The organism is Pseudomonas sp. LBUM1671, assembly GCF_059695685.1.
Window position 1 is genome coordinate 3,349,985 of record NZ_CP166782.1, and the last position, 21,537, is coordinate 3,371,521.

At 58.7% G+C, this 21,537-nt stretch carries 26 protein-coding genes, 3 tRNA genes and 1 pseudogene; 18 read left to right on the forward strand and 12 right to left on the reverse strand.

What is annotated here, in order from left to right:
* Positions 1 to 46 precede the first annotated feature (46 nt).
* Complete coding sequence (galU, locus tag ACA060_RS15285; RefSeq protein ID WP_010460715.1) at positions 47 to 886, reverse strand: UTP--glucose-1-phosphate uridylyltransferase GalU; 840 nt, start codon at positions 884 to 886, stop codon at positions 47 to 49.
* 258 nt (positions 887 to 1,144) lie between these two features.
* Here galU and ACA060_RS15290 point away from each other — a divergent pair, with 258 nt between their 5' ends.
* Positions 1,145 to 1,333, forward strand: a complete 189-nt coding sequence (locus tag ACA060_RS15290; RefSeq protein WP_109631862.1) for a hypothetical protein — start codon at positions 1,145 to 1,147, stop codon at positions 1,331 to 1,333.
* A gap of 139 nt (positions 1,334 to 1,472) precedes the next feature.
* Positions 1,473 to 1,754 carry a hypothetical protein gene (locus tag ACA060_RS15295; RefSeq protein WP_497311654.1) on the forward strand — a complete coding sequence of 94 codons (282 nt, stop codon included), beginning with the start codon at positions 1,473 to 1,475 and terminating at the stop codon, positions 1,752 to 1,754.
* Between the two features lie 11 nt (positions 1,755 to 1,765).
* Here ACA060_RS15295 and ACA060_RS15300 read toward each other — a convergent pair whose 3' ends face one another.
* Positions 1,766 to 1,996, reverse strand: coding sequence for a hypothetical protein (locus ACA060_RS15300; RefSeq protein ID WP_109631864.1), 231 nt, complete (start codon positions 1,994 to 1,996; stop codon positions 1,766 to 1,768).
* Positions 1,997 to 2,068: 72 nt separating this feature from the next.
* The gene (locus ACA060_RS15305) at positions 2,069 to 2,425 is read right to left on the reverse strand and encodes a hypothetical protein (RefSeq protein WP_497311655.1); all 357 of its coding nucleotides are present in this window, start codon (positions 2,423 to 2,425) and stop codon (positions 2,069 to 2,071) included.
* Between the two features lie 212 nt (positions 2,426 to 2,637).
* On the opposite strand from ACA060_RS15305, the gene ACA060_RS15310 reads away from it, so the two are divergent.
* From ACA060_RS15310 to ada, 6 genes and pseudogenes are all read left to right on the forward strand, one after another.
* On the forward strand, positions 2,638 to 2,940 hold the full coding sequence (locus tag ACA060_RS15310; RefSeq protein ID WP_007946189.1) for a DUF1883 domain-containing protein: 303 nt from the start codon (positions 2,638 to 2,640) through the stop codon (positions 2,938 to 2,940).
* 29 nt (positions 2,941 to 2,969) lie between these two features.
* Positions 2,970 to 3,146, forward strand: coding sequence for a hypothetical protein (locus tag ACA060_RS15315; RefSeq protein WP_178082308.1), 177 nt, complete (start codon positions 2,970 to 2,972; stop codon positions 3,144 to 3,146).
* Positions 3,147 to 3,504: 358 nt separating this feature from the next.
* Positions 3,505 to 3,789 (forward strand): annotated as a pseudogene (locus ACA060_RS15320) (methylated-DNA--[protein]-cysteine S-methyltransferase); the annotation flags it as partial.
* Positions 3,786 to 4,490 (forward strand): 2OG-Fe(II) oxygenase, encoded by a 705-nt coding sequence (locus ACA060_RS15325; RefSeq protein WP_497311656.1) that lies wholly within the window; start codon positions 3,786 to 3,788, stop codon positions 4,488 to 4,490. The pseudogene ACA060_RS15320 and the gene ACA060_RS15325, both read left to right, overlap by 4 nt.
* A complete protein-coding gene (gene alkB, locus ACA060_RS15330; RefSeq protein ID WP_497311657.1) occupies positions 4,480 to 5,160 on the forward strand; it encodes a DNA oxidative demethylase AlkB in 681 nt (226 codons plus the stop codon). Before ACA060_RS15325 ends, alkB begins: the two co-directional genes overlap by 11 nt.
* An 87-nt stretch (positions 5,161 to 5,247) precedes the next feature.
* A complete protein-coding gene (ada, locus tag ACA060_RS15335; protein WP_497311658.1) occupies positions 5,248 to 6,312 on the forward strand; it encodes a bifunctional DNA-binding transcriptional regulator/O6-methylguanine-DNA methyltransferase Ada in 1,065 nt (354 codons plus the stop codon).
* On the opposite strand, the gene acuI is transcribed toward ada, so the two are convergent.
* Positions 6,313 to 7,296: an acrylyl-CoA reductase (NADPH) gene (gene acuI, locus ACA060_RS15340; protein WP_497311659.1), complete on the reverse strand. Its 984-nt coding sequence runs from the start codon at positions 7,294 to 7,296 to the stop codon at positions 6,313 to 6,315.
* A gap of 238 nt (positions 7,297 to 7,534) precedes the next feature.
* Here acuI and ACA060_RS15345 point away from each other — a divergent pair, with 238 nt between their 5' ends.
* The 8 genes from ACA060_RS15345 (at position 7,535) to ACA060_RS15380 (ending at position 13,741) form a co-directional block, all read left to right on the forward strand.
* Positions 7,535 to 8,599, forward strand: coding sequence for an NAD(P)H-dependent flavin oxidoreductase (locus tag ACA060_RS15345; protein ID WP_497311660.1), 1,065 nt, complete (start codon positions 7,535 to 7,537; stop codon positions 8,597 to 8,599).
* A gap of 262 nt (positions 8,600 to 8,861) precedes the next feature.
* Positions 8,862 to 9,629: a molybdate ABC transporter substrate-binding protein gene (gene modA, locus ACA060_RS15350; protein WP_497311661.1), complete on the forward strand. Its 768-nt coding sequence runs from the start codon at positions 8,862 to 8,864 to the stop codon at positions 9,627 to 9,629.
* Positions 9,630 to 10,310 carry a molybdate ABC transporter permease subunit gene (gene modB / locus ACA060_RS15355; protein WP_109631879.1) on the forward strand — a complete coding sequence of 227 codons (681 nt, stop codon included), beginning with the start codon at positions 9,630 to 9,632 and terminating at the stop codon, positions 10,308 to 10,310.
* A gap of 3 nt (positions 10,311 to 10,313) precedes the next feature.
* Positions 10,314 to 11,393, forward strand: coding sequence for a molybdenum ABC transporter ATP-binding protein (modC, locus tag ACA060_RS15360; RefSeq protein WP_497311662.1), 1,080 nt, complete (start codon positions 10,314 to 10,316; stop codon positions 11,391 to 11,393).
* 78 nt (positions 11,394 to 11,471) lie between these two features.
* The gene (locus ACA060_RS15365; protein ID WP_497311663.1) at positions 11,472 to 12,512 is read left to right on the forward strand and encodes a DNA topoisomerase IB; all 1,041 of its coding nucleotides are present in this window, start codon (positions 11,472 to 11,474) and stop codon (positions 12,510 to 12,512) included.
* Between the two features lie 72 nt (positions 12,513 to 12,584).
* The gene (locus ACA060_RS15370; RefSeq protein ID WP_109631885.1) at positions 12,585 to 12,806 is read left to right on the forward strand and encodes a hypothetical protein; all 222 of its coding nucleotides are present in this window, start codon (positions 12,585 to 12,587) and stop codon (positions 12,804 to 12,806) included.
* A gap of 115 nt (positions 12,807 to 12,921) precedes the next feature.
* Complete coding sequence (locus ACA060_RS15375; RefSeq protein ID WP_010460746.1) at positions 12,922 to 13,152, forward strand: hypothetical protein; 231 nt, start codon at positions 12,922 to 12,924, stop codon at positions 13,150 to 13,152.
* 304 nt (positions 13,153 to 13,456) lie between these two features.
* On the forward strand, positions 13,457 to 13,741 hold the full coding sequence (locus tag ACA060_RS15380; RefSeq protein WP_497311664.1) for a hypothetical protein: 285 nt from the start codon (positions 13,457 to 13,459) through the stop codon (positions 13,739 to 13,741).
* On the opposite strand, the gene ACA060_RS15385 is transcribed toward ACA060_RS15380, so the two are convergent.
* The gene (locus ACA060_RS15385; RefSeq protein ID WP_497311665.1) at positions 13,719 to 14,453 is read right to left on the reverse strand and encodes a TetR/AcrR family transcriptional regulator; all 735 of its coding nucleotides are present in this window, start codon (positions 14,451 to 14,453) and stop codon (positions 13,719 to 13,721) included. The genes ACA060_RS15380 and ACA060_RS15385 overlap by 23 nt on opposite strands.
* A 178-nt stretch (positions 14,454 to 14,631) precedes the next feature.
* On the opposite strand from ACA060_RS15385, the gene ACA060_RS15390 reads away from it, so the two are divergent.
* Positions 14,632 to 15,468, forward strand: a complete 837-nt coding sequence (locus tag ACA060_RS15390; protein ID WP_497311666.1) for an NAD(P)H-binding protein — start codon at positions 14,632 to 14,634, stop codon at positions 15,466 to 15,468.
* Between the two features lie 85 nt (positions 15,469 to 15,553).
* On the opposite strand, the gene ACA060_RS15395 is transcribed toward ACA060_RS15390, so the two are convergent.
* The 7 genes from ACA060_RS15395 to ACA060_RS15425 all read right to left on the reverse strand — a co-directional run bounded on the left by ACA060_RS15395 (position 15,554) and on the right by ACA060_RS15425 (position 19,693).
* Positions 15,554 to 15,640, reverse strand: a tRNA-Leu gene (locus ACA060_RS15395).
* A gap of 162 nt (positions 15,641 to 15,802) precedes the next feature.
* Positions 15,803 to 15,876, reverse strand: a tRNA-Cys gene (locus ACA060_RS15400).
* 46 nt (positions 15,877 to 15,922) lie between these two features.
* Positions 15,923 to 15,998 (reverse strand) — tRNA-Gly (locus ACA060_RS15405).
* Between the two features lie 63 nt (positions 15,999 to 16,061).
* On the reverse strand, positions 16,062 to 16,622 hold the full coding sequence (gene pgsA, locus ACA060_RS15410; RefSeq protein ID WP_109632018.1) for a CDP-diacylglycerol--glycerol-3-phosphate 3-phosphatidyltransferase: 561 nt from the start codon (positions 16,620 to 16,622) through the stop codon (positions 16,062 to 16,064).
* Positions 16,623 to 16,654: 32 nt separating this feature from the next.
* Positions 16,655 to 18,478 (reverse strand): excinuclease ABC subunit UvrC, encoded by a 1,824-nt coding sequence (gene uvrC, locus ACA060_RS15415; protein ID WP_109632020.1) that lies wholly within the window; start codon positions 18,476 to 18,478, stop codon positions 16,655 to 16,657.
* A gap of 2 nt (positions 18,479 to 18,480) precedes the next feature.
* Complete coding sequence (gene gacA, locus ACA060_RS15420; RefSeq protein ID WP_008015884.1) at positions 18,481 to 19,122, reverse strand: response regulator transcription factor GacA; 642 nt, start codon at positions 19,120 to 19,122, stop codon at positions 18,481 to 18,483.
* 127 nt (positions 19,123 to 19,249) lie between these two features.
* Positions 19,250 to 19,693: a GNAT family N-acetyltransferase gene (locus tag ACA060_RS15425; protein WP_497311667.1), complete on the reverse strand. Its 444-nt coding sequence runs from the start codon at positions 19,691 to 19,693 to the stop codon at positions 19,250 to 19,252.
* A 664-nt stretch (positions 19,694 to 20,357) separates the two neighbouring features.
* On the opposite strand from ACA060_RS15425, the gene ACA060_RS15430 reads away from it, so the two are divergent.
* The gene (locus ACA060_RS15430; RefSeq protein ID WP_497311668.1) at positions 20,358 to 21,446 is read left to right on the forward strand and encodes a 3-deoxy-7-phosphoheptulonate synthase; all 1,089 of its coding nucleotides are present in this window, start codon (positions 20,358 to 20,360) and stop codon (positions 21,444 to 21,446) included.
* The last annotated feature ends 91 nt before the right edge of the window (positions 21,447 to 21,537 follow it).

Consider the following 21,537-nt stretch of genomic DNA (forward strand, 5'->3'; position numbering starts at 1 on the left):
AAGCCACCCGAAAGGTGGCTTTTCAATACAAGCGGGTAAGGCGCTATCAGTAAGCCTTGCCAGTCTTGTAGAAGTTCTCGAAGCAGAAGTTGGTCGCGTCGATGTAGCCTTCAGCGCCACCGCAGTCGAACCGCTTGCCTTTGAACTTGTAGGCCATGACGCAGCCGTTCTGGGCCTGCTTCATCAGGGCGTCGGTGATCTGGATTTCACCACCCTTGCCTGGTTCGGTTTGTTCGATCAGGTCGAAGATGTCCGGGGTCAGAATGTAACGGCCGATGATCGCCAGGTTCGACGGTGCATCTTCAGGCTTTGGCTTTTCGACCATGCTGTGAACACGGTAGATGTCGTCGCGGATCATCTCACCAGCAATAACGCCGTACTTGTGAGTTTCTTGCGGATCGACTTCCTGGATGGCAACGATCGAGCAGCGGAACTGCTTGTACAGCTTGACCATCTGGGTCAGGACGCCGTCGCCTTCGAGGTTGACGCACAAGTCATCCGCCAGGACCACGGCGAACGGCTCGTCGCCGATCAACGGGCGACCGGTCAGAATCGCGTGACCCAGGCCTTTCATTTCGGTCTGGCGGGTGTAGGAGAACGAGCAGTTGTCGAGCAACTTGCGGATACCGACCAGGTATTTCTCTTTGTCGGTGCCTTTGATCTGGTTTTCCAACTCGTAGCTGATGTCGAAGTGGTCTTCCAGGGCGCGTTTGCCGCGACCGGTGACGATGGAGATTTCAGTCAAACCAGCGTCCAGTGCTTCTTCGACGCCGTACTGGATCAGTGGCTTGTTTACCACCGGCAGCATTTCTTTGGGCATGGCTTTAGTCGCTGGCAGGAAGCGAGTACCGTAACCGGCTGCTGGGAACAAGCATTTCTTGATCATATAAGTCCTTGAAAGGGCTGTGTGTACGAGTTTCGGCGCAGTCTAATCAGGCGGAGTGCACCTTACAATGCCCCGCGCTGGCTAACCGATGCCATCATAGAGAAATATTCCCGCGGATAGTTCCATCCGGATTTTTGCGCGGTCAAATCAGCGTAGCTCAAAGAGGCCGGCAAACTGGACCACCATACGCTTATCGCCCCCCAATGCGAGCATTTGCCGGTATCATGGCGACTTTGAACCAGTGAACGAGACAGATAGATGACCGCAGCAAAAATCATCAACGGGTACACGGTCGACAAAGGAAAAGATGGCCAGTGGCACATTACCGCCACCAATGGCGAAGATGTTTCCGGGCCGTTACCCAGCGAAGCGATGGCGATTGAAGTGGCTTCGGTGCTCGACTACACACCTCCCGCGCCGAAGCGACGCGGCAAGAGTCAGGACTGATAGCCTGCGGCACGCGCAGAGCCCTGCCATCGAGCAGGGCTTTTTTGTGGCCAGATGCAAACAAGTGGCCAATCGCTATAACCTTTTCACACTGGCGCTGTCAGAGCGTCTAGCCCCCTCGCTGAAGACGATTATGAACATGAACAGATTTTTGCCCCTGATTGCACTCCTGGCCCTGAGCGGCTGCGCCACTTCCGAAAAGATGTACCTGAACAACGGCGAGCAAGGACTGGCGATCGACTGCTCCGGTGAAGCCAACTCCTGGGCCACGTGCTACGAAAAAGCCGATGCCTCTTGCGCCGGCACCGGCTACCGGATTGTCGGTACCGACGGCACACCATCCACCAAGGAAAGTGACAAGACCCTGGGGGTCGACGTCGGCAACTTCAAGAACCGCAGCGTCGTGGTGGTCTGCAAGTAAGGCGCCCTGCCCTACATGTGAATTTCGGCGAATTTGATCCCGAGGCCGCGCACTGTCTCGATCAAATCGTCGAGACGACCAAACGATTCGACCTCATCGTTATCATCCACCAGGAAATAACTGCGCCCGGCGCTTTTCTTGAAAAACACGATCCATTCCCCGGGGTTTGCCGGATTTTGAATGACGTGGGTGGCAGAGATCAGTCCCTCTGCATGGCGTTCCCGAACTTGCTCTCGCTTCATGCGCGACTCCAGAAATGACAATGCCGCCAAAGCATGACTTTGACGGCATCAGTATGAACGGTGGCCAGTCTATCAGCCGGAAATGCACGCATTGGCGGCTTTCTGCACGTCCTTCGGACGCACCGGCACATTGGACATGCGCTCATGCAGCTTGATACCGCTGCCACCCGAGCGGTCTTCGATGTCGAATACGGCTGCCGGGGCCGACGAGAATTTCGCCGGCACGATTACACGCATCCCGTCCTTGTGCGACTCCACTTGCAGGGCGCCACGACTGTCGGCCAGTTTTTCAACCAGGCATTGCGCGTACTCATTGGGCTTTTTGCCTGAGATCACGTTCATGGTAGGCAACGTCTCGTTAATCTCCGCGACATTCGCACAGCCACTCACTACCAATGCCAACGGCAAGACCAACACACCCCACTTCATACAAAACCTCCGATAAAGACCCTCCGACAGCACAAATGCTGATTTTCTCCGAGGTTCGTTGCGTTTATCGCTCATAGAATTCCGAATAACTGTTTTTAATTGTCAAAGCGAACCCCGACGACCGGATAATAACCTGTTCGGGCTGATAAACTGCGTCAATCGCCCATGCTATCGTTTTGATTTTGTAGAAAAAGCCCTTCTGGAGGCGCCTCATGAAATTTATCCACCAGCGCGAGCACCTCAATGAAGACGACATTGTCGTCATCCAGTGCTCCCAAACCTGCAACATTCGCTTGATGAACGACGCCAACTTTCGCAGCTTCAAGAACGGCGGCCGTCATACTTATCACGGCGGTGCGTTCGACACGTTCCCGGCGCGGATTACTGCACCGAGCACCGGTTTCTGGAACATCACCATCGACACGGTCAACCGCCGGCCGATCAGCGTGACCCGCAAACCGACCCTGACGCACTCGATCAAGATCATCCGTCGCTCCAGCACAAAACTGAGCTGAGTGACGTTCCCGCACGAATAAAAGAAGGTATGACCGTGGCCCAAACGACCAAGTACGTCATCAAATACAAACTCAACGGCGAACGCCGTTTCGAATTTGCCCAGCTCGAAAACGGCACAGAAGAAGAAGCCAAGGCCGCGCTGGACGCCATTCATGGTTCGAGCGAAGACGTCATCAGCGACATCGCCGTCAGCAAAGCGCTGTAACGCGACCCGGCACCCGGAGCGACAACAAGGACGTCATGCTCCGCGCCTATATGAATTCCACCGCAAGCGCCGGAGTGTTCACTCCCTTGGCGCTCCCTAGACTGGCCACCTCGACCTTTGGTTAAGGAGTCAGAACATGTCTACTTCCTCGATTCGCTACATCAGCGGCACTTCCAGCCTTGGCGTCCTGTTACTGGCATTCAGCGCCGAAGGCCTGTGCGCGTTGTTGCTCGGTGACGACTTGATCACGCTCGAGCAGGATCTGGCACGGCGTTTCCCTGGATTGCCAACTTCGCAGCGCGATGAAAGTCTGATGCCGGCCTTGGAGCAAACCCTGCGCCACCTCGACGACCCGCGCATTGCACTCGATCTGCCGCTGGACCTGACCGGCAGCGTATTTCAACGGCGCGTCTGGGAAATCCTGCGGCAAATCCCCGTCGGCGAAACCGCCAGCTACCTGGATATCGCCCAACGCCTCGGCCAGCCCGGCGCTTTTCGGGCGGTGGCGAATGCCTGTGGGGCTAACCCGATCGCCGTTGTCGTGCCGTGCCATAGGGTGCTGCGCCAGGATGGCAGCCTTGGCGGCTATCGCTGGGGAATGGAGCGCAAACGGCAGTTGCTGGACCGTGAGGTTTCACGATGAGCGAGCAAACCTTCGATTCGCTGGACTGGGCAACCCTGGAGCAACAACTCGATCAGGATGGCTGTGCCGTCATCAAGTCGCTGCTGAGTGCAAAGACGTGCAACGAAATCAGCGCCCTCTACGCTCAGACAGCGCCCTTCCGCTCTCAAGTGATGATGGCGCGTCATGGCTTTGGCCGTGGCGAGTACAAGTATTTCAAATACCCGCTGCCGGACACGGTCGCCCGACTGCGCAGTGCGCTCTACCCTTGTCTCGTGCCAATCGCCAATCGCTGGTACGAATGCATGGACCTGCCGATCCGTTTTCCTGAAAGCCACCAAGCATTCCTGCAACGCTGCCATGCCGCCGGTCAGGAGCGCCCGACGCCGTTATTGCTGCAATATGGCCCGCAGGACTACAACTGCTTGCATCAGGATCTGTACGGCGAACACGTGTTCCCGCTGCAGGTGGCGATTCTTCTGTCAGAACCGGACGAAGATTTTACCGGCGGCGAGTTTGTGCTGACCGAACAACGCCCGCGGATGCAGTCACGCCCGCAGGTGATCGGCCTGAAGAAAGGCGATGGTGTGATCTTTGCGGTCAGCCAGCGCCCGGCCAAAGGCGTTCGCGGCTATTACCGGGTGACGATGCGACACGGCGTGAGTCGCCTGCACAGCGGAAAACGGCATACCCTTGGAATCATCTTTCACGATGCGTTATGACCCCATGATCCCGACCACCTTCGATCTGTTTGCCGATGCCGAGCCCGAACAGAAACCCAGGCGCGAGCAAATCGGCGAACAATCCTACGTCTTGCGCGGCTTTGCCCTGCAGTGGATAGATCAGTTGCTGCCGGCACTGGAAGCGATTCTAACGGCCGCCCCCTTTCGGCAGATGGCCACGCCGGGCGGTTTCACCATGTCGGTGGCGTTGAGCAGTTGCGGCACCTGGGGCTGGACCACGGATCGCAGCGGTTACAAATACACACGCAACGACCCGCAGACCGGACAACCCTGGCCCGCGATGCCCGACGTGTTTTTCGAATTGGCACAAGCGGCGGCCCGGGAAGCGGGATTTGCGGACTTTATTCCTGATTCCTGCCTGATCAACCGTTATGTCCCCGGCGCCAAGATGTCATTACACCAGGACAAAGACGAAGGTTCCTACGCCGCTCCGATTGTTTCGGTGTCATTGGGATTGCCTGCCATCTTCCTGTTCGGCGGGTTTCAACGCAGCGATAAAAGCCAACGCGTGCCATTGCTGCATGGTGACATCGTGGTCTGGGGCGGCGTCGATCGTTTGCGTTATCACGGAGTGCTGCCGATCAAGGACGGCCATCACCCGCGCCTGGGCGAACAACGGATCAACTTCACCTTTCGAACCGCCGGATGAAACCCTCGAATTCAACCGCAAGACTCGGGGTGCAGCGCTGTTGCCGGATGGTTAATCTGCATGAAACGAGTCAACGGACATGAAGCCATGACAACTCATTCGACCAGGATCGCCACCGAAAACGATCCTCGCTGGGCCGCCGTCGTTGCACGAGATCCCAGCGCCGACGGGCAGTTTGTCTACGCCGTGAAAACCACCGGAATCTATTGCCGTCCCAGCAGCCTCGCTCGCCTGCCGAAACCGCAGAATGTCGAATTTTTCGACACCGCCGAGCAGGCCCAGGCGGCGGGATATCGTCCGAGCAAACGAGCCACAAAGGATCAAAGCGACGTCGCCGCACAACACGCGGCAACCGTAGCGGCCGCCTGCCGGCACATCGAATCCGCGGAAAACCTGCCTGCGTTAAATGAACTGGCGGACGTAGCGGGCCTGAGCAGCTTTCACTTTCATCGCGTGTTCAAAGCCGTGACCGGCCTCACACCCAAGGGTTACGCCACCGCCCATCGTTCACGCAAGGTTCGAGAACGCCTGGCCGACGGCGGTTCGGTCACCGACGCCTTGTACGACGCCGGGTTCAACTCCAACAGTCGCTTCTATGAGTCGGCCGATCAGTTGCTGGGCATGACGCCCGGTGATTACCGTGCGGCGGGCCAGAACAACGATATCCGCTTTGCCGTCGGCCAGTGTTCTCTGGGAGCGATTCTGGTGGCACAAAGTGAACGCGGCGTTTGCGCAATTTTGTTGGGAGACGATCCGCATCAACTGGTCTGCGATCTGCAGGACAAGTTTCGCCGTGCGAATCTGATTGGCGCCGATCATGCGTTCGAACAGCTGATCGCCAAGGTGGTCGGTTTTATCGAGGCGCCGGCGATTGGCCTGGACTTGCCGCTGGACGTGCGCGGTACGGCGTTTCAGGAGCGGGTCTGGCAGGCGCTGCGGGAAATTCCAGCGGGCAGCACCGCCAGCTACGCCGATATCGCTCAGCGTATCGGCGCGCCCAAAGCCGTGCGCGCCGTGGCCCAGGCCTGCGGCGCGAACAGTATCGCGGTAGCGATTCCGTGCCATCGCGTGGTGCGCAGCGACGGCAACCTGTCGGGCTATCGCTGGGGTGTAGAACGCAAGCGCCAGTTGCTGGAACGCGAGACTCGCTAATCAGCGATTCACATCAACTACAACCCGCCCGCGCAATTGCCCGGCGAGCAAGCGTGGCGCGGCGTCGATGGCTTCGCTCAAGCCGATCTCATGGCTGATCAGCGGTAGCAACGCGAAGTCCAGATCCTTGGCCAGACGATTCCAGGCTTCTATCCGCTTGGCTTTGGGTTGGGTCACGCTGTTGATTCCGGCCAATGTCACGCCGCGCAAAATGAACGGTGCGACGGAGGCTGGAAAGTCCATGCCTTGCGCCAAACCGCAAGCGGCGACCGTGCCATTGGCCTTGGTGCTGGCGCAAGCGTTGGCCAACGTGTGACTACCGACGGAGTCGATCACCGCAGCCCAACGCTCCTTGGCCAACGGTTTACCCGGCGCGGACAGCGTGGCGCGATCGATGATTTCGCTGGCACCCAGTTGCTTGAGGTAATCGTGCTCGGAGGTGCGGCCCGTGGATGCCACGACCCGATAGCCGAGTTTGCTCAGCAGCGCGATGGCGAAACTGCCTACGCCGCCGTTGGCCCCGGTGACCAGCACTTCACCCTGCTCAGGCGTGACGCCGTTGTGTTCCAGCGCCAGGATGCACAACATCGCCGTGTAACCGGCGGTGCCGATTGCCATGGCCTGGGCCGCGGTGAATTCCTTGGGTAGCGCAATCAGCCAGTCACCCTGGAGGCGTGCCTTTTGTGCCAGCCCGCCCCAGTGCCCTTCGCCCACACCCCAGCCGTTGAGCAGTACCTGGTCACCGACCTTGTAGTCCGGATGATCACTGACTTCGACCGTACCGGCCAGATCGATCCCTGGCACCATCGGAAATTTCCTGACCACCGGACTGCTGCCGGTGATCGCCAGGCCATCCTTGAAGTTCAGCGTGCTGTACGCCACGCGTACCGTCACATCACCCTCGGGCAGCTGGTCGTCATTGATCTCTTGCAGTGTCGCCCGGTAACCGCTGTCGTCTTTGTCGATCAAAATACCTTTGAACATCATCGCCTCTCAATGGAGTCAATCTGGGGGTGGGGCCATTGAAATACCACAAAGAAACATCGCGCCGTACAAGACTTTAGCCAAACCGCCAACGCGCCGAGCGTTTCCATGACGTGCGGCTACGCTTTTTTTCCGCGCTTATGGAAGACCTGAAAACCTCCCGGATACAAAAGTCGGCTGGCCCTGCGACAGCCATTGCTGGTAAAAAACCGGTTCTACCCGTCGGAGAATCATTGAAATGAGCCAATGGCCAGACACCCGCATCCTTGACCTGCTCGGCATCGAACTGCCGATCATCCAGGCGCCCATGGCTGGCGCTACCGGCTCGGCCATGGTCATCGCCGCGAGCAACGCCGGCGGCCTGGGCTCGATGCCCGCCGCAATGCTGAGTATCGAGCAGTTGCGCGAAGAGCTGAAGACGATTCGCCAACACAGCCAGCGCCCGTTCAACATCAACTATTTCTGCCACCAGACGCCGGCGGCCGATGAGCAACGTGCCCGGGACTGGAAGAATTTGTTGGAGCCGTACTATCGGGAACTGGGCGTCGATTTCGAGGCGCCTACCCCGGTGTCCAATCGCGCACCTTTCGATCACGCTGCCTGCGAAGTGCTCGAAGAATTTCGCCCCGAAGTTGTGAGCTTTCACTTCGGCCTGCCGGAAAAATCCTTGATGGATCGCGTAAAAGCCACCGGGGCGAAAATTCTCTCCTCGGCGACGACGGTCGAAGAAGCCATCTGGCTGGAGCAGCATGGCTGCGACGCGATCATCGCCATGGGCTACGAAGCCGGCGGGCATCGCGGGATGTTTCTCAGCGATGACTTGAGCAGCCAGGTAGGCACATTCGCCCTCGTGCCTCAGGTCGTCGACGCGGTGAAGGTGCCGGTGATTGCAGCGGGCGGGATCAGCGATGCACGGGGCGTTGCGGCGGCTTTTCTGTTGGGCGCTTCGGCGGTGCAGGTGGGGACGGCCTACTTGTTCACGCCGGAAGCCAAGGTCAGCGCGTCTCACCACAAAGCATTGCGCACGGCCAAGGAAAGCGAGACTGCGGTGACCAACCTTTTCACCGGCCGCCCTGCACGGGGGATTCTCAATCGGGTGATGCGCGAAATCGGGCCCATGAGCGATAAAGCACCGGCCTTCCCGCTGGCTGGCGGAGCGTTGATGCCGTTGCGGGCGAAAGGTGAGGCGGACTTCAGCAATCTCTGGGCTGGGCAGGCGTTCACGTTGGGGGTTGAAATGGGGACGGCGGAGCTGACTCGGCGGCTGGCGGAGGAAGGCTTGGCCAAATTGCTTCGTCGGTAGCGCACGTTGTTGTAGCAGCTAACTTGTGGCGAGGGGATTTATCCCCGTTCGGCTGCGAAGCAGTCGTCAATCCTGACAACTTAGTCTGGTTGACGGACGCTGGGGCCGCTTCGCAGCCCAACGGGGATAAATCCCCTCGCCACCGGCAACAGGTCGTGCGCAATCTCAGTACCGACACATTCCGTTGGCAGGCATTTCGCTATATATTCCGCTATACAGCGTTCCATCCCCTCGTTGCATTTGCCGATAACGGAGCCGTTTCATGAGCATTCGTGCCTCACGTTTTGCCCCCACCCGCCTCGCAAGCCTGCTCGCCGTATTCGCCTTCGGGTCCGCCCAGGCGGACGAAGTCCAAGTGGCCGTCGCCGCCAACTTCACCGCGCCGATCCAGGCCATCGCTGCAGATTTCGAGAAAGCCACCGGGCATAAACTGGTCACTTCCTTTGGCGCAACCGGTCAGTTCTACACCCAGATCAAAAATGGCGCACCGTTCGAAGTGCTCCTCTCGGCGGACGACACCATCCCGCAAAAACTTGAGGCTGAAGGCGACACCGTCAATGGTTCGCGCTTCACCTACGCTATCGGCACACTGGCGTTGTGGTCAGCCAAGGAAGGTTACGTCGATGCCAAGGGTGATGTGCTGAAAGCGAACGAGTACAAGCACCTTTCCATCGCCAATCCGAAAGCGGCGCCTTACGGCCTGGCCGCCACTCAAGTGCTGGCGAAGCAGGGCCTGACCGACAAGGTCAAAGACAAGATCGTTGAAGGCCAGAACATTACGCAGGCCTATCAGTTCGTTTCCACCGGCAATGCTGAGCTGGGCTTCGTGGCCTTGTCGCAGATCTACAAAGACGGCAAAGTCACCGGTGGTTCGGCCTGGATCGTTCCGGCCGACCTGCACGACCCGATCAAACAAGATGCGGTGATCCTCAACAAGGGCAAGGACAACCCGGCTGCCAAGGCGTTGGTTGACTACCTCAAGGGGCCGAAAGCTGCCGCTGTCATCAAGTCCTACGGTTATCAACTCTAAATGACGCTGACGAGTGCCGACTTTTCCGCCATCTGGCTGACTCTGAAACTGGCGTCCCTGACGACGGTTATCCTGCTGATCATCGGCACTCCGATTGCGTTATGGCTGTCGCGCACCCAGTCCTGGCTGCGTGGCCCGGTCGGGGCGATCGTCGCCCTGCCCCTGGTCTTGCCGCCCACAGTGATTGGCTTTTATCTGTTGCTGGCGCTCGGCCCGAACGGCTTTGTCGGCCAATTCACCCAGTCGCTGGGGCTCGGCACGCTCACCTTCAGTTTCGCGGGGCTGGTGATCGGTTCAGTGCTGTATTCGATGCCTTTCGTGGTCCAGCCGCTGCAAAACGCTTTTTCTGCCATCGGTACTCGCCCACTGGAAGTGGCCGCAACCTTGCGCGCCAATCCCTGGGACACCTTCTTCAGCGTGATCCTGCCGCTGGCTCGACCCGGCTTCATCACCGCGGCCATTCTCGGTTTCGCCCACACCGTCGGCGAGTTCGGCGTAGTGCTGATGATCGGCGGCAACATTCCCGACAAGACCCGCGTGGTCTCGGTGCAGATCTACGATCACGTTGAAGCCATGGAATACGCCCAGGCCCATTGGCTGGCCGGGGCGATGCTGGTGTTCTCCTTTGTCGTGTTGCTGGCGCTCTATTCCAGTCGGAAAACCAAAACAGGCTGGAGCTGATCGATGATTCATACGCGTCTGAAACTGCGTTTTTCGGGATTCGCCCTGGAGGTGGATCTGCAACTGCCAGGCCGTGGGGTGACTGCACTTTACGGTCACTCCGGCTCGGGCAAGACCACGTGCCTGCGCTGTATTGCTGGCCTGGAGCGGGCTGAGCAGGGCTTTATCCAGGTCAACGATGAAGTCTGGCAGGACAGCGACAAGGGCATTTTCGTACCTCCGCATAAACGTGCGCTGGGGTATGTGTTTCAGGAAGCGAGCCTGTTTCCTCACCTGTCGGTGCTCGCCAATCTGGAGTTCGGCCTCAAGCGCATCCCTAAGCAACAACGCCGGGTCGACATGGCGCATGCCACCGAACTGCTGGGCATTGGTCATCTGCTGGACCGCCATCCGCAGCACCTGTCCGGCGGTGAACGGCAGCGAATCGGCATCGCCCGCGCGTTGCTCACCAGCCCCAAACTCCTGCTGATGGATGAACCGCTGGCGGCGCTGGACAGTCAGCGTAAAAACGAAATCCTGCCTTACCTGCAACGCCTGCACGATGAACTCGACATCCCGGTGCTCTACGTCAGCCACTCGCAGGATGAGGTCGCCCGCCTCGCCGACCACATCGTCCTGCTCAGCGACGGCAAGGCGCTGGCCAGCGGCCCCATCGGCGAAACCCTGGCGCGTCTCGATTTGCCCCTGGCGCTGGGCGACGATGCCGGCGTGGTGATCGAAGGCCATGTCAGCGCCTACGATCCCCACTATCAATTGCTGACGTTGCAACTGCCCGATACCAACATGAGTATTCGCGTGACGCATGCGCCGATGACTCCGGGCCAGGCATTGCGCTGCAAGGTCCAGGCGCGTGATGTGAGCCTGAGCCTGCAAGGCGTCGAGCACAGCAGCATCCTCAATCGCTTGCCGGTGACGGTGATCAGTGAAATCGGCGCCGACAACGCCGCCCACGTGCTGATCCGATTGAATGCCGCCGGGACGCCCCTGCTGGCACGCATCACCCGCTACTCCCGGGACCAGTTGGGCGTGCACCCCGGCCAGCAACTCTGGGCGCAGATCAAAGCGGTGGCCGTCCTGGCGTAAATCTGTCGGCACCACGGCGAACGGGCGCGGTCAATGGCTGTACAGGCCCCCTGACTTCGTTGCCAAGGATTTCTCGCCATGTCCGATACCGCGCTGCCCGATGTGCTGCCACCCGACCTGCATTATGTCGACGACACGCAGCCTGGAATCACCCGCAAGCGCTTGCGTGGCAAATTCTGCTACTTCGATCCCGCGGGCCAGCGCATTACCGATCCAGACGAAATCAAGCGCATCAATGCCCTCGCCGTGCCGCCGGCCTATACCAATGTGTGGATCTGCGCCGATCCGCGCGGCCATCTACAAGCCACCGGGCGTGATGCTCGCGGTCGCAAGCAATACCGATACCACGCACGCTGGCGCGAAGTGCGCGATGCCGACAAATACTCGCGCCTTCGGGACTTTGGGCTGGCGCTGCCGAAACTGCGCAAACAGCTTGAAACCCTGCTGGACGCTCCGGGGTTCAGCCGGGACAAAGTCATGGCGACCGTCATTACTTTGCTCGATGCGACGTTGATCCGCGTCGGCAATACGCAGTACGCCCGGGAAAATCGCTCCTATGGCCTGACCACCCTGCGCAGCCGTCACGTCGAGGTCAACGGCAGCGCGATCCTGTTCCAGTTTCGCGGCAAGAGTGGGGTCGAGCACCAGATCACCGTGAAGGACCGGCGCCTGGCGCGAATCATCAAGCGCTGCCTGGAAATTCCCGGGCAAGACCTCTTTCAGTACCTGGACGAAAATGGCGAGCGCCATACCGTCAGCTCCTCAGACGTCAACGCCTACCTGCAAACCCTCACCGGTGCTGACTTCACGGCCAAGGATTACCGCACCTGGGCGGGCAGCGCGCTCGCATTGTCGGTGCTGCGCGAATTGCAGTGGGAACCCGAATCGGACGCAAAACGGCATGTGGTGGAGATGGTCAAGAATGTCGCCAGGCAACTCGGCAACACCCCGGCGGTGTGCCGCAAGTGCTACATCCACCCGGCGGTAGTTGAAGGCTTCATGCTCGGTGCCTTGGCCCAACTGCCGCGGCCGAGACTGCGTAAAGGGCTCAGGGCACAGGAAGTCGGGCTCGCCATGTATCTGGAGAAGATGATCGAGGCGGCCGAATCGACGAAATGACCCGCCCATTTTTTGCACGATCGCCAGGAACTTCTATAGTTGATGTGGACATGAATCAGCTGCGGTGACGCCATGGAAGACATTTTCGTTGTGAAGCGTTGCAACAAGATCATCATTCATGGCCGCCGGGCCGGAGAAGCCGGCCACCCACCACCCGACGCGGCGGAGTTTTATCGAATCTTCGACACCCGCACCTTGGGCTTCTGCGGTGACGACTACGATTGTGAAGAAGATGCCCAACGTAAATGCCTGCAGCTCAATGCCAAGTCACAAGTGACGGCCCGACAAGCCTGAAGTCCGGGTCTATACTGAAATCAGCTGAAGGAACAGCGACCCCATCGGCAGAAAGCTCGCACACAGCGGGCTTTTTGCTGCTATTTGCCAGGTTTCTTGAACGGAGGTGTTTGCCATGTCCGAAAAAGAGTCCATCACCACCCTGCTCACCCTGCTCGACTCCCGCCAGGCTCGACTTGCCGCTGCGTGCAAGGAGATTGCCGACTGGGTAGATCATCAAGGAGGGCACCCGACAGCCCTCAGAATTCGTGACCGCCTGAACGACATCGAGAAAGACGCGCCACTGATTCGAAATACCCTGTCTTCGTTAAAACCTGTCGATCCCCCTCTTCCGCGGTTCAGATGATCCGATCTGGACGCGCGATTCGAGAAAGGGCCTGATACAGGGAGTATGAACGGCGACCTCATCGTCACCGTGCTCGTGCCTGTCTGATTATCTTGTGTTGCACCCGCACCCGGCCTGGCGCTGGGCTTTTTTTTGCGACCGTCTTTTCACGTAATGTTCACAACACACGCCTTACAGTGAACCACTCCTTTGAGAAATACCCTGGTCTGCCCGCATGCAGACCTTTTTTTTGCCCGCCAGTCAGCCGGCGAACGTCACTGGCTGCTGGAGGTCAAACAATCACACGTCACGAAGGAGACGTTCCATGGTCACCCACTTCAAAGTTGGCGGGCATCTGGCCTGCGGTCACAAGGGCAGCAATCTCACCTCAAGCAGCGAATTGACCCGCGTCAAGTGCAGAAGCTGCCGAAACACCGACGCGTTCAAGGACGCGCGCAAAGCCGAACGTAATGCAGCACGCCGTGCTGCGCGCAAGGCCAAAGTCACTCACACCGCCAATGATTGGCGCGCAGCCTGGGTAGAACGGCTTACTGCCATGGCCGGGCGGCAAAGATTACCTCGTGGTTTTACTGGCCAGCCTTTTGTTTAGAGGGCTGATTCGATACCTGGGTCGACTTTGCTCGACCCAGTCCTGTCGATGCCTCGGGCGTATTCATGCTCGCGGGCTCCATGATTTCAGCGAGGGACATGCGCTTGAACGCTTCAAACAACCTCCTCCCCTCTTCGGGCGCACAAGAAATGGCCAGGCGCATGGTCGCTTCACCGAGTTGCCAGATCAGAAAGGCACAATCCGTAACCCGCTGTGCATCGCGACCTGGAAAAACCCGCAACATCGCATCGGCTAGTATTCCGCCCGCCACACGACTCTCCTCCAGCTCCAACGCCAACAACTGCTTGTCCGCCTGCATGCCTGACCAGATATCACGCATCGCGGGCTCGGCCTGAACGATTTCGTAATACTGATCCAGCAGGTTCGAAAAAGCATCCGCCAACCCTTGGGCATCCTCAACCGCCACCAATGACTCTTCGATACAACGACGGCTGGCAGCGTTATAGCGCTCGGCCAGCGTGCGAATGACCGAGCTCTTGTCGGGAAAGTACTGATAAAGCGATCCGATCGAGATCTCCGAGCGCTCGGCAATTTCGCTCATCTTGACCTGGTCGCTGCCCTTGGTCGCGATCAGTTGAGTCGCCACAGCAAGAATCCGCTCCTGCCGCTCACGACTGCGTTGTTGCGTGGGATTGCGTCGGCTCGGCTCTGAAACAGATGGCTCAAGCCCGGCGGCGACTTTCTTTGGCACTGGCGTGATTCCGTTAATAACATGACGAGCACTCACCTTAGCACCAGCCACGGATGCCCCCAAGCGGTTGTGTCCGTACGTCGGCTTCCTTTCTAAGGTTGGTTGACGAAATAACGTGAGGGATTATCATCTTTTTAACGTGAGTATCACTCACATTAAACCGATGGAGATGAACGCGATGAAATCCGCTCAAGACACTTTCCTCGTTCTCGGTGCGACCGGTAAAACAGGAAGCAGGGTCACTCAACAGCTCAAAGCCTTGGGGTTGCCTGTGCGCCTCGGGTCGCGCAATGCGAATCCGCCCTTCGACTGGGAAGACCGGGCGACTTGGGATGCAGCGCTTGATGGCGTTCACGCGGTTTACATTTCCTATCAACCGGACCTCGCCGTTCCGGGTGCCGTCGAGACAGTCCGGGCGTTCACCGACTTGGCCATCAACAGCGGTGTCGGCAAACTGGTTCTGCTATCCGGACGCGGCGAGGTCGAAGCGGAAGAAGCCGAACGCGTGATTCAGAACAGTGGTGTCGACTGGACGATCCTGCGGGCCAGCTGGTTTTTCCAGAACTTCAGCGAGGCGCATTTTCTGGAACCGATTCTTCAGGGAGAACTGGCCCTGCCCGTCGGCAATATCGCGGAGCCCTTCGTTGATGTGGATGACATTGCAGAAATTGCCGTCGAGGCTCTGACCCAACCCGGACACTCACGCCAACTCTATGAATTGACCGGACCTCGCGCGCTGACGTTTGCCGAGGCGGTCAGTGAGATTGCTCAAGGGACCGGGCTCGAGATCGGCTTCGTCGCTGTTACGCCGTATGACTATCGGCAGGCGCTGGAACAGGCACAACTTCCAGCCGAGCTTATCGACCTGGTGCTGTATCTCTTCACGACGGTGCTCGACGGACGCAACACACCACTGTCTGATGGCGTTCAGCGCGCACTGGGCCGGCCAGCGCGAGATTTCAGCGATTATGTGCGGCGCACGGCTGCTACCGGAGTCTGGCAGAAACAGGTTTGAGGTCGACGAGACGGCCTGTCAAAAAATCACGGAGCAGAAACGACAAAGGCCTGCATGAGAAAACTCATGCAGGCCTTTGTATGTATGGTGCCCGAAGCCGGAATCGAACCGGCACGCCCTTACGAGCGGGGGATTTTAAGTCCCATGCGTCTACCAGTTTCGCCATTCGGGCGGTAGCGCGGTGAAGCGGTCTGGCTTGTGCAACAGAGGACGAAATATATACATCCCGTCCCGGTGAAGCAAGTTCGCAGATACCCTTTTCAAGACAAAATCTTGCAAGGCTGCGGAAATAAAAAAGCTCCGTAAATCATAGATCTACGGAGCTTGTTTATAGTGGAGGCCGAGGTCGGAATCGAACCGGCGTAGGTGGATTTGCAATCCACTGCATAACCATTTTGCTACTCGGCCTCAAACATTTGCTGTCATGTAGCGCGACTTCAAATGCATACAAACTTGGAGCGGGAAACGAGACTCGAACTCGCGACCCCGACCTTGGCAAGGTCGTGCTCTACCAACTGAGCTATTCCCGCGTCTTGGTGTGGCGCATTCTATAGAATCCAGAAGCCCCGTCAACCCTTTGATTCAAAAAAGTTTTATTTCTTTTCCACGTCGGTCTTCAGATGCGGCCAGGCAGCCCGCAGGTATTGGACCATGGACCACAATGTCAGGCCGGCAGACACCAGCAGCAAGGCATAACCGATCAAGACCCAGAAGGTGAAGTCTGACGGATTAGCCAGCAGGATCACCAGCGCCAGCATTTGCGCGGCGGTTTTCCATTTGCCCAGGTTCGACACGGCAACGTGAGCGCGGGCGCCGAGTTCGGCCATCCATTCGCGCAGTGCCGAGACGACAATTTCGCGACCGATGATGACGGCGGCCGGCAGCGTCAGCCACAGGTTGCCGTGTTCTTGCACCAGCAGCACCAGGGCAACGGCCACCATCAGCTTGTCAGCCACGGGATCGAGGAAAGCCCCGAACGGTGTGCTTTGCTCCAGACGACGGGCCAGATAACCGTCCAGCCAGTCTGTGGCGGCGGCAAATGCGAAGACCGAGGCGGAGGCCAGGTAGCTCCATTGGTAAGGCAGGTAAAACAATAAAATAAAGATCGGGATGAGCAGGACGCGTAGTACGGTAATCAGATTAGGGATATTCATCGGCACAACTGGCTACGAGGTGAGGTGGCATTCTACTCGCTGTGCAGATTTGCATAAATCAACTCTGCGAGCTTTTTACTGATCCCGGGTGCTTTGGCGATCTCTTCGATGCTGGCACGAGACAGCTCCTGCAATCCACCAAAATGTTTTAACAAATCGCGCCGCCGTGTCGGACCGACGCCGGCAACCCCCTCAAGTGTCGAGGTGCGACGGGTTTTGCCACGGCGCGCGCGGTGACCGGTAATGGCAAAACGGTGGGCTTCGTCGCGTATCTGTTGAATCAGGTGCAGCGCGGGGGAATCGCCGCGCAAGGTGAATTCGTGGGCCGCGTCGTTGAGGTACAGGGTTTCAAAACCGGCCTTGCGCGTCGCGCCCTTGGCCACGCCCAACAGAATCAGGTCAGGCACCGCCAGTTCATTGAGCACGTCGCGAGCCATCGACAGCTGCCCCTTGCCGCCATCCACCAACAGAATATCCGGCAGCTTGCCCTCCCCGTCCTTCAGCTTGCTGAAGCGTCGGGTTAGGGCCTGGTGCATGGCCGCATAGTCGTCGCCCGGGGTAACGCCTTCAATGTTGTAACGACGATAGTCGGACTTGATCGGGCCTTCCGGACCGAACACCACGCAAGACGCCACGGTGGCTTCGCCACTGGAATGGCTGATGTCGTAGCACTCAAGGCGCTGCGGCGGCTCGTCCAGATTCAACACTTCGGCCAAGGCATCGAAACGTGCGGCGACGTGCTGACGGTTGGCCAGCCTCGCGCCCAACGCTTGCTCGGCATTGGTGACGGCCAGTTGTTGCCAGCGCGCTCGGGTACCGCGCACCCGATGGCTGATGGTCAATTCACGACCGCGCAACTCTTCTATGGCTGTGATGAGCGTCGGGAAGTCCTCGTGAACCACGTTGACGATCAGTTCGCTCGGCAAGTCGCGCTCGGGACTGGTAATGAAGTACTGCCCCAAAAAGGCCGCCATGACCTCGGAAACGTCTTCGTCGATGCCGACCTGAGGGAAGAAGTTCTTGCTGCCCAGCACCCGCCCACCGCGCACGCTGATCAAGTGAACGCAGGCGCCGCCCGGATTGACGAACGCAGCAATCACATCGATATCGCCCGTTCCACCCTCCATGCTTTGCTGGTCCTGGACCCGGCGCAACAGTGAAATCTGATCACGCAGCTCGGCCGCGCGTTCGAACTCGAGGTTGATCGCCGCTTCTTCCATGCCGGCGGACAACTCGTCCGTCAGCGCATTGCTGCGACCTTCGAGGAACATCACCGAGTGGCGAACGTCTTCGGCATACACCTCGGGCTCCACCAGCCCGACGCACGGGGCCTTGCAGCGTTTGATCTGGTATTGCAGACAAGGACGCGTACGGTTCTTGTAATAGCTGTCTTCGCACTGGCGAACAAAAAAGGTCTTCTGCAGCAGACTCAGACTTTCGCGAATGGCACCCGCGCTGGGATACGGACCGAAATACTTGCCCTTGGCCTTTTTCGCACCGCGATGGATGCTCAGGCGAGGAAACTGGCCATCCGAGAGAAAGACGTAAGGGTAGGATTTGTCGTCGCGCAGCAGGATGTTATACGGAGGACGCCATTCCTTGATCAGCGTCTGCTCAAGCAGCAACGCTTCCGTTTCGTTAGCCGTGATGGTCGTTTCGACCTGGGCGATACGGGCGACCAGCGCAGCGGTCTTGGGCGCGAGACCGGATTTGCGGAAGTAGCTCGACAAACGATTTTTCAGGTTCTTGGCTTTGCCGACATACAGCAGACGTGCATCGCTATCGAACATGCGATAGACGCCCGGACGCCCACTGACCGTGGACAGAAAAGCGCCTGGATCGAAGACTTCAGTCATTTTCAGAGGCTGGCATCGACCATGCCGTGACGCACCGCCAACAGCGTCAGCTCGACATCACTGCTGATCGAGAGCTTCTCGAAAATGCGGTAACGGTAAGTGTTGACCGTTTTGGGTGACAGGCAGAGCTTGTCGGAAATGATCTGGACTTTCTGACAGCCGACAATCATCAATGCGATCTGGATTTCCCGCTCCGACAGCGCGTCGAAGGGCGAATCGTTGGTCGGCTGGAAGGATTTGATCGCCAATTGCTGGGCAATCTGCGGGCTGATGTAGCGTTGCCCGGCAAAGACCAGGCGAATCGCCTGGACCATTTCCGGCAACCCGGCGCCCTTGGTCAGATAACCTGCGGCTCCGGCCTGCAACAGCCGCGTAGGAAACGGATCTTCTTCGCACACGGTGACCGCGACGACTTTGATGTCCGGATGACTGCGCAATAACTTGCGCGTGGCTTCAAGACCGCCGATCCCGGGCATCTTGACGTCCATCAGCACCACATCGGGTTTCAACTCACGCGCCTTAAGCAGGGATTCCTCCCCTGACTCAGCCTGGCCGACTACTTGCAGGCCATCGATGTCAGCCAGCATTCGTGTAATGCCTGTACGAACGAGATCATGGTCATCGACTACTAGCACCCTAATCAAGCAGACACCTCGCGATATGGTCTTATTGGGTTGCCGGACACCTTAGCAAAAAGCGACTGGCAGACCTAGCGGCAAGCGCTATATAAAAAGTTTCAATACATCTTGAAAGGCTTGTCGCCAGCGTGTTTCAGCGATGTAGCTCATCGACATCGCGCTGCATTCTCAGGAAACACTCGTCTTGGCCGACCACCTTCAGCCCTTTTCGCTCATAAAGCGCCTTGGCTGGATTCGTTTCAAAAACTGTCAGGCGTAACCCCGGACGCCGTTCCTTGCATGCCATGGCGAATACCTGATCGATCGCCCAGGAACCGGCACCCTGCCCCTGGAACGCTTCGAGCACGTGCAATTCGCGGATGTACAAGGCTCTGGCGTCGCGACTGAGACTGACATAACCCACCGATAAGTCGCCGCACACGATCACCCGGCTCTCGCGCCCCGCCCAAGCCACATCGAACGCCTCGTCCAGCCAGAGCAGATCATTCTGAATGTAATAGCGGAGCATATTGCGACAGGTCAGCTCGCGAGCGAAGTCAAGGTCGCCGGATGTCGCCGGACGCCAGTCAAAAGTCATTCAAACCTCCGCGGGCGGCAATGCTCAGTGCCGTCATGGTTTGTCCTTGTGGCATCACGCGTTGACCGAAGCGCGAAGTGTGTCATAAACCCCGATGCGCTCAAGCGATAGAAAACAGGATCGGTCATCGATAGCATTTTCTGATTGAAACGGCGCACCGGCCTCTAGTAAGCTCGGCGCATTCATTGGAGACAGACCATGTTCAACGCCCTCTCACAGCTTCGTACCGCCAGCGCCCCGCGCTCGGTTGCGGCTGCCCGGGCGACTGACGTTTGTGCTCCGGTCAGCTTTTATTTTGGGTATTGGTTTAGCCACTGGCGCGCCTGATACCCACACGGCGCCCATTTTAAAGGGGTCGCCGCCAGAGAATTCTCAACCCCCGGTCGGCCTCCCGACCGGGGGTTTTGTTTTTTCAGCCCCACTCATTTTTAGCGACACACCAGACAACCAGAGGATTCACGAAATGAACTACGCCACTTATTACCGTTACGACAGCTTTTCCGCCTGGCGATTTAGCAGCCTCCGCTCGGGACAGCCTGCCGCCTCCGATCGGTCACCCACAGGTGGCAAGCACACACACGCAGCCAATCCGGCCAATTGTCGAACACCCCAGTAGGGCCGAGCGCGCGGGAACGAACCCGCCGCCAGCCCAGGAAGCCTGAATATGAACTCGTCCGTCTCTGCTCTGCCGCTGTCCACCTTGAGCCCTGCCAATGAAGCGCTGACCCTGCGTCTGCCCAGCTCATTGCAACTCAAACAGCAACTGCCCCTCAGCAATGCCCTGACCCGGCAAGTCGCCGATCACCGCGATGCGGTCCGTGCGATTCTCAACGGTAAAGATTCCCGTCTGCTGATCATCGTCGGCCCTTGCTCGATTCACGATCCCCAGTCCGCCCTCGAATACGCGGCCAATCTCGCTCGTCTGGCCTCCGAAGTCAGCGATGAAATGCTGCTGGTGATGCGCGCCTACGTCGAAAAACCCCGCACCACGGTCGGCTGGAAAGGCCTGGCCTACGACCCGCAGCTCGATGGCAGCGATGACATGGCCGGCGGTTTGACGCTGTCACGCGAACTGATGCGCGAAATGCTGCGCCTCGGCTTGCCGATTGCCACCGAACTGCTGCAACCGATGGCGGCTGGCTACTTCGACGATCTGTTGAGCTGGGTCGCTATCGGCGCCCGCACCACCGAGTCGCAAATCCACCGGGAAATGGCCAGCGGCCTGAGCATGCCGGTCGGTTTCAAGAACGGCACCGATGGCGGTGTCGCCGTAGCCAGCGACGCCATGCGTTCGGCCGCCCACCCGCATCGCCATTTCGGCGTCGACAGCCAGGGGCATCCTGCGATCATTCAAACCCCAGGTAATCCCGACACCCATCTGGTGTTGCGCGGCGGCCATCGCGGGCCGAACTACGATCGCGACAGCGTCGCCCAGGTAAATAGCGATTTGGCCAAACTGAAGATCCCGGCACGGATCATGGTTGACTGCAGCCACGCCAACAGCGGCAAAGACCCGGCGCGCCAGCCCGCCGTGTTCAACGATGTGCTGGAGCAACGCCTGCAGGGTGATTGCTCGCTGATCGGCATGATGATCGAGAGCCATTTGTTCGAAGGCTGCCAGCCATTGAGTCCATCGCTGCGCTACGGCGTATCGGTAACGGATGGCTGCCTTGGCTGGACCGCAACCGAACAACTGCTGCGCCAGGCAGCAGGCCGGTTGCGAGCACAGAACAGCGTCCAGCAACCGGCATAACCACTGCCGACCTTCCAGCCCTCGATCGAGGGCTGGGCGTCTGAAAAGCGAATCGGTTTACAGGTAAACGGCGTGCGCACGGTAGGCCGTT